This is a genomic window from Roseburia amylophila (genome assembly GCF_025567465.1).
GTDB classification, from domain to species: domain Bacteria; phylum Bacillota; class Clostridia; order Lachnospirales; family Lachnospiraceae; genus Roseburia_C; species Roseburia_C amylophila.
The window spans coordinates 135,340-149,286 of record NZ_JAOQKI010000001.1 but is presented as its reverse complement, the minus strand read 5'-3'; the positions used below and the strand labels follow the sequence as shown (position 1 = coordinate 149,286).

Sequence of the window (13,947 nt, the reverse complement as noted above, 5' to 3'; positions counted from 1 at the left end):
CGGCACAAATTCACATCCATGTTCATATGTGCCTCGCTGGCACTTCCCTGTGCCAGCATTGCCAGATGCCGGACAAAATTCCAAGTGCCCCTAGCAGTACTTAAAATGCATCCGTACTTCGACGAACCACCCAGATATATTCCAATCATAAAAACATATCATTTTTCACAATTGCAGAAGCATTCTCTTAATCGTTTTCGTTACAAAAACACTCTACCACGAAACAACTGTTCCGGGATAGAGTGTTTTACCTTAAAAATGGTAGAAATCTATTCTATTAAGAAAAATCAGAATGTACGGATTCCATATGACATAACAGTTTGTTTTAAGTCATTTGACTTTTTGTTACTTTTGAATAGAATCGTAGTATTTTTTCACGATTTTCTCCGCTGGTTTTGCATATATTTCATAATCTTTTCTCTTTAGGGCAGCATTCTTCGTGTAAAGATGACTGTTCCAGGACCAGAATGCCATGCCCCTTACCCATTCTCTTTTTAAGCAGGCTTCAAACATTGCTTCATACCAGTCTGCCTGTCCCTTAGCATCTGCTTCTCCCTGCACCGTCCAGTCATTTGGCACTTTATTGGAATCCACGATAGACATACATCCTGCCTCTGCAAAGAAAAATGGTTTTTGAAATTTCTTTACCACCGCTTCAATCCGGTCAAGCTGGTTCTCCCAGTCCTCCAACGGATAATAGCCACTGGAAGAAATCACATCTACTGCATCCCACCATTTCACATTATGCTCCTGATATTTATCGGTATTATAGGAAACAAGTCCGTCAAATTCACTCCGGATATCAGCGATCAGCTTCCGCCACTCTGCTTCCCTGCGCTCTGCCATAACCATTTCGCAACCTGCAATATGCATTTCCACACCCATTTCTTTTGCCAGTCTCGCATAATGAAGCTGAAATTCGGTATAAGATTCAAACCAGTTGCACCACTTCGGTTCACAGACTACGTCTTCGTCAAAGAAATTTACATGGGCACGCCAGGTTCCGTTCTTGCAGTTTACCGTAGGCTTTAATGCCACACGCATACCAAGCTCTTTCGCATAATCAATCATGCCCTTTAATTCATCATCTGACACCGTTGCTTCAGAAGTATAACAAATCTCTTCCGACTGTGCCGTATCCTGCAATCCGTTGGGTGCTAAGATAACAAAATTGCTGTTGGTATTTTCTTTCATTTTCTTTAAGCTGTCAAAAGCACTCTTCTCCTGATAGCTCCCTTTTCTTGCAAATGGTGCATATGTCATGCCGCAGATATATTCCATGGTAAGTGTTTCCTTTCTCCTCTTTCAATGACTTTTTATGATGGGAACTATAGCATTCGCCCTGTAATCTTGCTATAATGATTTATTATAAAAATAGTAAAAATCTCTTATGGCAGGAATTCATTTATTTTAAATATATTGGGGGATGACTTTATGAATTCACTTTTTGAATACAGCGACCGGCTGAATGCTCCTTTTGAATGCTTCTTATTTGACACGAGAATCCATTCTTTTCCCATCCGGTCCCACTGGCATTATTTTGTTGAAATTCTGTATATGTTAGAAGGCACCGCCATCATCAACTGTGATGATGATACTTATGTACTAGAAGAAGGTGATATGACGTTATTTCTTCCGCAGGCAATCCATTCTATCTATACTGCCACAGAGCAGCCATTGGTTTATTATGTCATGAAATTCGACTTAAACCAGCTTGCACCATCCGGCAATGCATTAAGCACCACCTTTTCCGGGATTAATTTTGTATCACTTTTCAATCTGGCGAAGAGTGATTCCCATGCTCCGAAATATTTTTCCAAAGCGATGTTAACAGGCTATCCCATTGCCGGAATCTTTTCCTCCTGTGAACACGAAATGCAGCAGCAGGAATACGGTTACCGGATTCTGGTACAGTCCCAGATTAATTCCCTTTTGACCTTTATCTTACGTATCTGGCGGGCACAGGGTTTTAATACGGATAAAGCTCTGGCTATTCCGCAAAATACAGAAGAAGCGTCCATACACTCCATTACGGAATATATCGACGCTCATGCCCAGGAGCCATTAAAGGTGGAAGACCTTGCCAGAATGTGTAATATGAGTTATTCCTATTTTGCCAAAAGCTTCCGGGAACTCTATGGCCAGTCCTGTAAAAAATATATTGAATTTATCCGCCTTTGTAAGGCTGAGGATCTGCTGCTCTTTACCAATCTTGACTTGAATTATATCAGTCAGGAAACCGGATTTTCCGATTGCAGCCATTTTATTAAGGCTTTCCGAAGCAAGCACAAAATGACGCCAAAGCAGTACCGGAAGGAGCATTCCTCTTAAAGTTACATTCTTAATGCTGCATTCTTAAAGGTGCATATAAATATCTGCCTGCTGGATTGCCACATCTGCTCCTGCCATCAGCATGGCAAAGAAGGTTAATGTGGTGGTAAGGAATACTGCCTTACCATCATAGACAAATTCCACATTCTTCTTCCGGTTGGCAAGAAGAATTTCTATTCCAAGTAAGATAAAGATACATGGCCAGATATGGAAAATGATTTCATAGGTCAATACCGGCACAAACAGATGCACCAGAAACAGGATTCCAAATAAAACCAGTGCACTGCCTAAGGTAATGCTGCCCACTCTGTGGGTGCGTACTTCTTTCACATTCTCATCCATTTTCCTTATGCCTCCTTTTTCTCTTCTTCCTCAAGGGATTTTTTCTTACCATGAACCAGATAAATTCCTGCTGCTATAATTGCAATTCCTGCCAGCAGTCTTGGAAGCCGGTAACTGATTTCCTGAAGTACCCAGACCGTTTCATCCGGAATTAAATTTGCAATCATCCAGTAGAAACTGTTCCAGATCAACATAATACCAAGCAGTATCAGCACGACCGCAATAATGGTACGATAACGCTTTACAAAGGATTTATCTTTCCCGCCTTCTCCACTTAAATGGAATAAATAATCATCCTCCACGGCATAGAATTCTTCATCGGATAAACCTGCTAAATTGTGTACATGGAAGAAGCTGTAAAACCATGCAATGACTGCAAGCACTGCCAGCGGTCCAAGTTCAAAAATGGATGCTGCCACAATAATGCCGAAGAACATCGACATCAGGCTTAAGCCCATTTTCATAAATCCCATATACATTTCCCCTGCTCCCGGTAAAAAGGAACAGCAAAATCTTAAAAATCCATTTCTCTTTTTCGTCATGTTATCTTTCCTCCTTTAAAAACCATCCATTTGTCGTCTCAGTAATAAAATTGCAAAATGCACTGGACGCATCATTTACACTCTGCAAGAAATTCTGTTCTTCACTACGCTTTTTCGTTTTCTCTTTCTGTTCCTGTAAGTCCTTATTGACCTGCTCTTTTGCTTCTGCCACATAAGTTTCCATGTCCGGTCTGCTCTGCTGCTCCACCGTAGGAACTACAATCAGAAATGCGATTGCCGCTGCCGCCGCTGCCATTACTTTCATGCTATAAATCAGGAGTTTCCGCTTCGCTGACACTTTTTCTTTGTATACGGTAACCTTCTGCTGCTGTTCAATTTTATGTAGAATATTTTCTTCTAAATATTCCGGCGCTTTTATCATCGGTCCTTCTTCTGTTTCCCGGATCAGTGCCTCTAACTCTTCGTCACTTAAATACTCTGGTGTATCTTCTTTTCTCATATCAGCTCCGCTCCTTTCCATATAGTTTTCTAAGCATTGCCCGCGCCCGGTATATCTGTGTCTGCACGGTTTTCAAATTTTTCTGCTTTAACTCTGCTATCTCACTGGCAGGACGTTCTTCACAGAAGTACAGCTTTGCGATTTCATCATAAGGTGGTTTCAACTGTCCGCATTTTTCCTGCAGTTCTTCCCGGACCACCTCTTCGATGCACTGCTCTTCCGGTCCTCCCGCTCTCGCCGGATGGCTTCCTAAGACTTCGTCTTCGGTGGGCACCATCCGCCTTGCCGCCTGTCTGCTGTAATCGATACATTTATTGGAAGCAATCCTGCAAAGCCAGGCTTTCTCATTCTTACCGTCGAACTCTTCTTTGTGCCGGTAGGCAGATAAAAATGTTTCCTGCGTCAAATCTTCTGCTGCAAAGTAATCTCCGGTCATCTTAACGCAAATAGAAAATACCAGATTCTGGTATTTATGAACCATCTGCGTAAATGGTTCCTGACACATTTTTATCCACCTCCTTGTCTCTTAAGAACGTTCTCATAATATATAACGAGTATCTTTTTCTATTGTCTTCAATTTTTTCAAAAAATCAATATTTTTTTAATTTATTCTATCCGGAATCCATTCTATTGACTTTTCTTTTCCGTGAAACTATAATCATTGTGGTTATCATAAATGATAGAGCAATTGCCAATACATCTAATATACGAGGGATTTAAATGATGGAAAAGAAGAAAAACTCCATTGATATGACACATGGAGCTTTATGGAATAAAATTTTGATTTTTGCGCTGCCGCTGGCTGCCAGCAGTATCTTACAGCAGCTTTTTAACTCTGTCGATACCGCTGTCGTCGGCAACTTTGCCAGCAGCCAGGCTTTAGCTGCCGTGGGAAGCAACAGTTCCCTGATTGCTTTGATGATTAACCTTTTTATCGGTATTTCACTGGGTTCGAATGTTATTATTTCCCGATATATCGGTCAGGGTGTCCATAAGAATATCAAAGCAGCCATTCACACTGCCATTGTGGTGGCTCTGGCTGGCGGCATTTTCCTGCTGGTTTTGGGACAGTTTATTGCAAGACCGGTTCTGGTGCTGATGGGAACACCGGATGATGTCATTGACCTTGCAGTCTTATACCTTCGGATTTACTTCCTTGGTATGCCATTCATTCTGTTATATGACTTCTGTTCCTCGATTCTCCGGAGTACCGGAGACAGCAGACGGCCGCTTTACGCACTGATTGCAGCCGGTGTTATCAATACCGGGCTGAATCTTATTCTGGTCATTGCCTTCCACCTTGGCGTATCCGGTGTTGCTATCGCTACCGTGGTTTCGAATATTGTAAGCTCCGGAATCCTGATTTACATCCTGCTGCATGAGGATGATCCGATTCGTTTAGAGCCAAAGGCACTTGCCATCTCCTGGCATGAATTAAAGAAGATTCTTGTCATCGGCGTTCCTGCCGGATTGCAGGGTATGGTCTTTTCCATTGCCAATGTCTGCATCCAGAGCACCATTAACAGCTTCGGCTCTGATGCTGTCGCCGGTTCTGCCGCATCGTTAAACTTTGAATATTTTTCCTATTTTGTGGTAAATGCTTTTGCCCAGACAACCGTTACTTTCACCAGCCAGAATTACGGTGCCGGTAAATATGACCGCTGCAAAAAGGTATTCCGTTTAAATATGATATTTTCCCTTATCTTCTGCGGACTCCTTTCCAGTGTCTTCATCTTAGGACGGGGCTTCTTCCTGCACCTCTACAGCAACGACCCGAAGGTACTTACCTTTGCCGTCCAGCGCCTGTTAATTGCAACAGCCTTAGAGCTTTTGACTTCTACCTATGAAATCAGCGGAGGCGCCATGCGTGGACTGGGACATTCCCTGTCGCCTGCACTGATTACCGTTTTCGGTTCCTGTGTCCTACGGCTCATCTGGGTATCTACCGTCTGTCGGTGTTTCCATGAGTTCTGGGTAGTTATGATTATCTATCCGATTTCTTGGGTGCTGACCGGAAGCATGATGCTCCTTGCCTATTACCTGCTGCGCAGGAAGTTATTCCGAAAAAGTGCAGTATAGAAAATCTGTCGAATGATTGAAATGTTTGCTAAAATGAAACCCCGGAAGCAGATGGTTCCTTCTTCCAAAGAATGAATCTTTCTGTTTCCGGGGTATTTTTATGGAGCCAGCTTTAAAGTACTCCTTTTTCTAAATTTTCTTTATAAATGTAATACACGGTCTTTGATTTCCTGGGTTCTTCCCTGATTCCAGAACTGGGTTCCGATATAACCACAGGTACGTCTTGCCACGTTCATCTTATCCTGGTCACGGTTACCACAGCTTGGGCATTCCCACACCAGCTTGCCGTATTTGTCTGTCACAATTTTAATCTCGCCATTGTAACCACATTCCATACAATAATCACTCTTGGTATTCAGTTCTGCATACATAATATGGTCATAAATATAACGGATGACAGACAGTACCGCTTCAATATTATCCTGCATATCCGGCACTTCCACATAGCTGATTGCACCGCCCGGGGAAAGCTCCTGGAACTTTGCTTCAAAACCAAGCTTCTTGAATGCGTCAATATGCTCTGTCACATGAACATGATAGCTGTTGGTAATATAACTCTTATCCGTAACGCCCGGAATAATTCCGAAACGCTTCTGTAAACATTTTGCAAATTTATAGGTCGTAGACTCAAGCGGTGTCCCATATACACTGAAAGCAATATTTGTCTCTGTCTTCCACTTATCGCAGGCATCATTTAAATGCTGCATCACTGCCAGTGCAAATGGTGTTGCTTCCGGATTAGTATGGGATTTACCGGTCATATAACGGGTACATTCACACAATCCTGCATAGCCTAAAGAGATAGTGGAATAGCCGCCATATAAAAGCTTGTCTATGGTCTCGCCCTTCTTAAGACGGGCCAGTGCACCATACTGCCAGAGAATCGGTGCCACATCTGAAGGTGTTCCCTTTAGGCGGTTATGTCTTGCCATCAATGCCCGATAGCATAATTCCAGACGCTCATCGAAGATTTCCCAGAAACGGGTCATATCTCCGCCGGAGGAACATGCAATATCCACCAGATTCAGTGTTACGACACCCTGATTGAACCGTCCGTAATATTTCGGCTTTCCTTCTTCATCCTTGTATACGCTTAAGAAAGAACGACAACCCATACATGGATAGCAGTTGCCCTCTTTCAGCTGTTTCATAATTTTTTCTGAAATATAATCCGGTACCAGACGCTTTGCGGTACATTTTGCAGCCAGCTCTGTCAGATAATAATACTTGGAATCCGGCTCAACATTATCCTCTTCCAGCACATAAATCAGCTTTGGAAATGCCGGTGTAATGTAGATGCCCTGCTCATTTTTCACACCAAGAATTCTCTGCTTTAAGACTTCTTCAATAATCGCTGCAAGGTCGTCTCTTACCTGTCCTTCCGGTACTTCATCAATATACATAAAGACTGTTACAAACGGAGCCTGTCCATTGGTGGTCATCAGTGTGATAACCTGATACTGAATCATCTGGACGCCGCGCTTGATTTCGTCTTTTACACGAATCTCTGCTACTTTATTAATCTGTTCTTCTATTAATTCCAGTCCTGCTGCTTCAAATTCTGCTGCTACCTGACGCCGGAATTTCTGACGGCTCACATTGACAAACGGAGCTAAATGTGCCAGCGAAATACTCTGTCCCCCATACTGGGAACTTGCAATCTGGGCAATACTCTGGGTTGCAATATTGCAGGCAGTCTCAAAGCTCTTTGGCTTATCAATCATGGTCTCACTGATTACGGTTCCATTCTGCAGCATATCCTCCAAATTAACCAGACAGCAGTTATGCATATGCTGTGCAAAATAATCGGAATCGTGGAAATGTATAATTCCCTGCTCATGAGCCTCTACAATATCCTGTGGCAGGAGGAAGCGCTTGGTAATATCCTTGCTGACTTCTCCTGCCATATAATCACGCTGCACACTGCTTACCGTTGGATTCTTGTTGCTGTTTTCCTGCTTTACTTCCTCATTCTTGCAGGCAAGCAGCGTCAGAATCTGGTCGTCGGTAGAATTGGTCTTTCTTACCAGAGCACGTTTATAGCGGTAAGTAATATAATTTCTGGCTACCGTATACGCACGCTGATTCATAATCAGGTTCTCCACCAGATCCTGAATCTCTTCTACGGTTAATGCACGGTTCATGGTATTACATGCCTTCTCCACATTTTCACCAATGGCATTAATCTGTGCCTCTGTCATACGCTCGCTGTCTACCACACTTTCATTGGCTTTACACACAGCCGCTAAAATCTTCTCTTTATCAAATATAACTTCCGTCCCACTTCTCTTAATGATTTTCATATTCGCACCCCTATTCAAAATAATTCATTTTCAACGCGTATACTATATATTGTATCAGATTAAATTATCTTTTCAAGGTATTGTGCCAAATTGTTTATTCTTTTTCTAATACAAGAGCGGAAAGCGGCTCTACATCGGCCTTTGCGGAAATAATTTTTTTACCGTCTGCACCTGCCGTTTTGTCATCCACCAGAATTTTCCATTTTCCTTCCGGCAAATTATACAAAATCTCTTCATCATTTCCGTTGAATATTACCAAAATGTTTTCTGGTGTATCATCTGCACCTTTTCCTTTTAAAAGATATGCCACAACATTTTCCGGTGTATCTGATAAGAAGCAGAGATTCTGTGTCATTTCCGCTTCACTCTGCATACGGAATACCGGATGGGCTTTCCGCAGTGCCATCAAGCCCTTATAGTATGCTATCATATCCGGATATTCATGTATATTATCCCACTTGATGCTGTTTACCGCATCCGACATATTATAGCTGTTTTCTGCAAAACCTTTTTTCTCCGGCAGCGGTTTGCTGCGGAGGAATTCTTCACCTGCCTGGATAAAAGGCACACCCTGGGAAGTAAATACAATGGCTGCGCACAACCGGTTCATGGCTTTCTTCTTTTCTTCCGATGCCTCCGGGCAGGAGACGGATAATTTATCCCACAGGGTATAGTTATCATGACAGGAGACATAATTAATACTCTGTCCCGGCTCTTTCGCCCACGGCTTACTGCCATAGGCATCATAATCTACCTGTGGATGTGCGACTGCTCCTGTAATGCCATAGCGCAATGCATTTTCCAGATGGGCGCCGCCATTAACGAAGCCCAGATGATCATCATAGAATACGCTTCCTTTTATGGTATCACGGATGTCATCATTGAACATGCCGATTCCCGGCATCTTTTTTGCACTGGCTTTAAATGCACGTTTCTCCTCTGCCAGAGAAGATGGGCCACCGTTCCAGCCTTCTCCGTAAAGGTAGATATCCGGACGTATTTCTTTTAACCGCTCTGCAATAACATTCATCGTATCAATATCCAGAACACCCATCAAATCAAAGCGGAATCCATCGATATGATATTCCTTTGCCCAGTAAATCAGGGAATCTACGATTAATTTCTGCACCATCGGACGGTCACTGGCCACTTCATTGCCACAGCCGGAGCCGTTGGTATATCCGGTCTCATCACTTCTATAATAATAACCCGGCACTATCTTCTGAAGGTTGGAATCATCCCTTCGATAGGTATGATTAAAGACCACATCCATAATCACTCCGATTCCTCTGCTGTGCAAAGCCAGCACCATCTGTTTCATTTCCTGAATCCGCACTGCTCCATCATATGGGCTGACTGCATAAGAACCTTCCGGAACATTATAATTATCCGGATCATATCCCCAGTTATACTGTGCTTTCTGATTTTTCTCATCTACAGTCTCAAAATCAAATGCCGGAAGAATCTGTACATGTGTCACACCAAGGCCACTAATATAATCAAGTGCCGTTGCTTCTCCAAAATGATTTGTAGTATTGGCTTCCGTCAGGCCTAAGAACTTTCCATTATGAAATACGCCGCTGGATTCATCCATCGTAAAATCCCTGACACTGCCTTCATAGATAATGGCATCTGTGATATGCTCCGGATTCCGGTACCCATCCATTTCAAAGCCCTGTGGGTTTGTCTTTGCCAGATTGATAACCATACCGCGCTGTCCGTTTACCCCGGCAGCTTTTGTATACGGATCTACTGCCTCCTGCTCTTCCCCGTGATTTACTACTGTATAGGTATAGTAGATTCCATTACAATCTCCCTGTTTTTCAAAAACGTAAGTACCGTTTGCTGACTTCTTCATAATATGCTGATCTATGAGATTATCTCCTTCGCCCTGTTTATAAAGGTTCAGCTTCACGGATTCTGCCTCTGGTGCCCAGACCTTAAATCTTGTCATTTTCGGTGAGTATACCGCTCCTAAATCATTTCCTGTGTATACTTCATAATCAAACTTCTGCATATTTGTTTCCTTTCCCTCGTTACCTGCGTACGGCTACAGGAAACACACTTTGCGCATTTCCCGCATAACCGAAAAAAGGAAGCTTCCGCCAATGCACGGATGCTTCCTTCTTGCAACTGGCTGTCATTTCAAAGACCCTATAGCTTTGCGTCACAGGCTTTCACCTGTTTTGCTGATACATAATCTTTATTATAATGGTGGCACAATTATAAGTCAATGACCCCGGTTACTTATTGCAATTCTTATATTTCAGTATAATTCACATATGTGAATTATAAATTTAACTCTTTTTTGACTTCGGCGATTGCTTCTCTTTCATCAAAATGATATTTTACACCTTTAATTTCCTGATAATCTTCATGACCTTTTCCAAGCAGCACTATCATATCACCCTTTTTGGCATTTTCGATACAATATTTGATGGCTGCTTTGCGGTCATCGATTTCGATATATTTTCCGTTGCTCTTTGCAAGGCCAATCTTAATATCGTTGTTGATGTCGCGGATTTCTTCATCTCTTGGATTATCACAGGTCAGCACGCTTAAATCTGCCAGTTCTCCTGTCACTTCCCCCATGTCATAACGGCGCAGCTTGGAACGGTTTCCACCGCCACCATAGACACAGATTAAACGCTTCGGATGATACTCTTTTAATGTGGTAAGCACACTTCTTGTGCTGACTTCATTGTGGGCATAATCAATAATTACCGTAAAATCTTTGGAAACCGGAACTAATTCCACACGGCCTCTGACTTTTACTTTATCCAGTCCACGTAAAATTGCCTCATCGGAAATTCCTGCCAGATGACAGGTCAGCATGGTTACCAGTGAATTGTATACTGAAAAGCTTCCCGGAATATGAACCACTGCATAAACATTCATACAGCCGGTAGTGGTAAAATGCATTCCAATCTGTCCCTCTTCATCCAGATATCCAACAGCTCCCGCCATCAGGTCTGCGTCTTTCTTACAGGAGAAGGTATGAAGCTTACAGGTATGATTTTTGATAATTCCATCTACGTGCTCATCATCTGCATTTACGATTCCCTCTTTGCACTGACGGAATAAGAGACTCTTGCATTCCTGATATTCTTCAAAGCTAGCATGCTCATTTGGTCCGATATGATCCGGTGATAAGTTGGTAAAGATTCCATAATCAAATACAATTCCTGCCACGCGGTGCATCTTAAGTCCCTGGGAGGATACTTCCATTACTACATATTCACATCCGGCATCTACCATGGCACGGAACATCTTATGTAATTCATAAGATTCCGGTGTGGTATTCTTTGCCGGAAGCTTCTCCTCGCCGATCAGGGCACCGATGGTTCCAATCAGTCCGACTTTCTTACCTGCTTCTTCTAAAACGCTCTTTATCATATAAGTAGTAGTGGTCTTTCCTTTAGTTCCGGTCAGTCCAATGGTGGTAAGCTCTCTGTCCGGGTGTCCAAAGAAAGCAGCCGACATAATTGCCAGGGCATAACGGGCATCTTCTACCTGAAGAACCGTACAGTTCTCCGGAATATCAATTTCTACTGCATGCTCTACCACAAGGGCTGCAGCACCTTTCTTTACCGCATCTTCAACAAAGTCATGTCCGTCTACAACAGCTCCTACCATACAGACAAATATGGTGTCTTTTTCTACTTTTCTCGAATCATAGATAATATCACTGATTTCTTTCTCCATCTCTCCCTGCAGGCAGGTATAGGTCAATTCTTCACATATTTCTGCTAATTTCATACTTCTCTCCTAATGTATTATTCCGCTGTTCCGATAATGTGGCTTGCATCAATTTCCGATTCAAATACCGTATGGGAAGGTCCGGTCATAAACATATGTCCGCTTTCTTCCTCCCACTCAATATAGAGCGGTCCGCCAATCTGCTCTACCGTTACTTTCCGGTCTAAGCGTCCGGTTAATACGCCGGCTACCACTGCAGTACAGCATCCGGTTCCGCATCCGATAGTCTCTCCGGTTCCTCTTTCCCATTCCCGGATTTTCACATAATCCCTGCGAACAAATTCCACAAAAGTTACATTGGTCTTATTGGTAAAAAGTTCTGTCATATGTTCAATGGTTTTTCCGTATTTTTCTACATCAAGGTCTGCCACGCTGTCTACATACATGGCACAATGCGGGTTGCCCCAGGATACTGCCGTAATATGGAAGGTCTTATCCAGTACCTGTACCGGCTGCTCTACAAATTCATCCAGCTTTGTGTTGACCGGAATCACTTTTGCAGACATTCTCGGTGCTCCGATATCTGCTCTGATATTGCTTACCAGACCGTCCGTTACGGTTAAGTTCAGATGCTGCATGCCGCCTAAGGTTTCAATTACAAGGTCTGTCTTATCCGTCAGTCTGTGGTCGTATACATATTTTCCTACGCTGCGCAATGCATTTCCACACATCTCGCCCTCTGTTCCATCCGGGTTAAACATCCGCATCCGGAAATCCCCTTTTTCGGACGGACAAATCAATACCATTCCGTCAGAACCAATGGCAAAATGCCGGTCACTTACGAATCTCGCAAGCTCCGGCAAATTGTCAAGATGCTGATGAATGGCATCGATATATACATAATCGTTTCCAAATGCCTGCATCTTTGTAAATTTCATTTATTTTCTCCTTGCTTTCTCTTTCCTTTATTTTTCTTAAGCATTCATTGCCCGGTCTAAATCTGCAATGATATCATCCACATTTTCAATTCCTACTGACATACGAAGGAAGCAGTCTGTAATACCAAGCTTCTCTTTTACATCAAGCGGTGTATCCTCATGAGTCTGTGTGGTCGGATATGTGATTAAGGTCTCTGTTCCACCAAGACTCTCTGCAAACATAATCATATCTACATTTTTAAGAATCTTTTTAACGGTCTCATAGCTGTCTACGGTAAAGGAAATCATTCCGCCAAATCCTGTTGTCTGGCGGCAGGTTACTTCGTAATCCTTATGGTCTTCAAAACCAACATAATATACTTTCTTTACCTTCGGCTGTGTACGAAGCCACTCTGCAACCTTCCTGGCATTCTCATTGTGACGGTCCATACGGACTGCAAGGGTCTTGATTCCCCTTAATACCAGCCAGCTGTCTAACGGTGCCAGCTGGCTTCCATGGGATTTGATATGGATGTGAATCTTATCTGCGATTTCTTTGTTATCCTTTACCACGACGATTCCGGAAATGGTGTCATTGTGTCCCCCCAGATATTTTGTTGAACTGTGGGTTACAATGTCAGCTCCCAACTGCAGCGGTTTCTGGAAATATGGTGTTAAAAATGTATTATCTACAACGGTTAATGCTCCGATGGATTTTGCGATTTCAGAAATGGCATGAATGTCTGCCACCTTCATCATCGGATTGGTCGGTGTCTCAACGAAGAACATTTTTGTATTCGGGCGGATAGCTGCCTTTACTTCGTCTAATTCAGACATATCTACATAAGTATGCTCGATTCCATATTTTCCAAATACATCTCCAATGATACGGAAGGTTCCACCATAAATATCATCGGAAAGAATTACATGCTCACCCGGATTTAATAAGGAAAATACTGCCATATTCGCAGCCTGTCCGGAAGAAAATGCAAATCCCTGGATACCGCCCTCTAAAATTGCCATGGTACGCTCTAATTCCTGTCTGGTCGGATTCTCAAGACGGCTATAGGCAAATCCTGTTGTCTGTCCTAATTCCGGATGACGGAAGGTTGCTGCCTGAAAGATTGGCATGCTGACTGCGCCGGTTAATGGTTCCGTTCCTAATGCTCCATGTACTGCCTTGGATTCAAAATGCAAATCCTCTTTTGTACTGTAATCGGTATAGTTGCTGAAGTTTTTCATATTGTTACCGCCTTTCTTCGTCTTAATTACCC

General features: G+C 42.9%; 12 protein-coding genes and 1 riboswitch. Of the genes, 2 read left to right on the top strand and 10 right to left on the bottom strand.

What is annotated here, in order from left to right; genetic code table 11:
* Positions 1-345 precede the first annotated feature (345 nt).
* Positions 346-1,281: a glycoside hydrolase family 113 gene (locus OCV43_RS00715; protein ID WP_117841594.1), complete on the bottom strand. Its 936-nt coding sequence runs from the start codon at positions 1,279-1,281 to the stop codon at positions 346-348.
* A 153-nt stretch (positions 1,282-1,434) separates the two neighbouring features.
* Here OCV43_RS00715 and OCV43_RS00710 point away from each other — a divergent pair, with 153 nt between their 5' ends.
* Entirely contained in the window at positions 1,435-2,331 is an 897-nt protein-coding gene (locus tag OCV43_RS00710) for an AraC family transcriptional regulator (RefSeq protein ID WP_262623163.1), read from the top strand.
* Positions 2,332-2,355: 24 nt separating this feature from the next.
* Here the strand turns inward: OCV43_RS00710 and OCV43_RS00705 are convergent, their stop codons facing one another.
* From OCV43_RS00705 to OCV43_RS00690, 4 genes are read right to left on the bottom strand one after another with little or no spacing between them, the layout of a single operon-like run.
* The gene (locus tag OCV43_RS00705) at positions 2,356-2,673 is read right to left on the bottom strand and encodes a LiaF transmembrane domain-containing protein (protein WP_262623162.1); all 318 of its coding nucleotides are present in this window, start codon (positions 2,671-2,673) and stop codon (positions 2,356-2,358) included.
* 5 nt (positions 2,674-2,678) lie between these two features.
* Entirely contained in the window at positions 2,679-3,215 is a 537-nt protein-coding gene (locus tag OCV43_RS00700) for a hypothetical protein (RefSeq protein WP_262623161.1), read from the bottom strand.
* Position 3,216: 1 nt separating this feature from the next.
* Positions 3,217-3,675 (bottom strand): hypothetical protein, encoded by a 459-nt coding sequence (locus OCV43_RS00695; protein ID WP_262623160.1) that lies wholly within the window; start codon positions 3,673-3,675, stop codon positions 3,217-3,219.
* 1 nt (position 3,676) lies between these two features.
* Positions 3,677-4,180 (bottom strand): RNA polymerase sigma factor, encoded by a 504-nt coding sequence (locus OCV43_RS00690; RefSeq protein WP_262623159.1) that lies wholly within the window; start codon positions 4,178-4,180, stop codon positions 3,677-3,679.
* Between the two features lie 215 nt (positions 4,181-4,395).
* On the opposite strand from OCV43_RS00690, the gene OCV43_RS00685 reads away from it, so the two are divergent.
* A complete protein-coding gene (locus OCV43_RS00685; protein WP_262623158.1) occupies positions 4,396-5,754 on the top strand; it encodes an MATE family efflux transporter in 1,359 nt (452 codons plus the stop codon).
* A 140-nt stretch (positions 5,755-5,894) separates the two neighbouring features.
* On the opposite strand, the gene nrdD is transcribed toward OCV43_RS00685, so the two are convergent.
* From nrdD to OCV43_RS00660, 5 genes are all read right to left on the bottom strand, one after another.
* Positions 5,895-8,057 (bottom strand): anaerobic ribonucleoside-triphosphate reductase, encoded by a 2,163-nt coding sequence (nrdD, locus tag OCV43_RS00680; RefSeq protein WP_117841589.1) that lies wholly within the window; start codon positions 8,055-8,057, stop codon positions 5,895-5,897.
* A gap of 94 nt (positions 8,058-8,151) precedes the next feature.
* On the bottom strand, positions 8,152-10,074 hold the full coding sequence (gene pulA / locus OCV43_RS00675) for a type I pullulanase (RefSeq protein WP_262623157.1): 1,923 nt from the start codon (positions 10,072-10,074) through the stop codon (positions 8,152-8,154).
* Positions 10,075-10,182: 108 nt separating this feature from the next.
* Positions 10,183-10,258, bottom strand: a riboswitch (cyclic di-GMP riboswitch).
* An 88-nt stretch (positions 10,259-10,346) separates the two neighbouring features.
* Entirely contained in the window at positions 10,347-11,816 is a 1,470-nt protein-coding gene (locus tag OCV43_RS00670; RefSeq protein WP_262623156.1) for a UDP-N-acetylmuramoyl-L-alanyl-D-glutamate--2,6-diaminopimelate ligase, read from the bottom strand.
* Positions 11,817-11,833: 17 nt separating this feature from the next.
* On the bottom strand, positions 11,834-12,694 hold the full coding sequence (dapF, locus tag OCV43_RS00665; RefSeq protein WP_022243023.1) for a diaminopimelate epimerase: 861 nt from the start codon (positions 12,692-12,694) through the stop codon (positions 11,834-11,836).
* Positions 12,695-12,730: 36 nt separating this feature from the next.
* Positions 12,731-13,915 carry a trans-sulfuration enzyme family protein gene (locus OCV43_RS00660; protein WP_022243024.1) on the bottom strand — a complete coding sequence of 395 codons (1,185 nt, stop codon included), beginning with the start codon at positions 13,913-13,915 and terminating at the stop codon, positions 12,731-12,733.
* Positions 13,916-13,947: the final 32 nt, after the last annotated feature.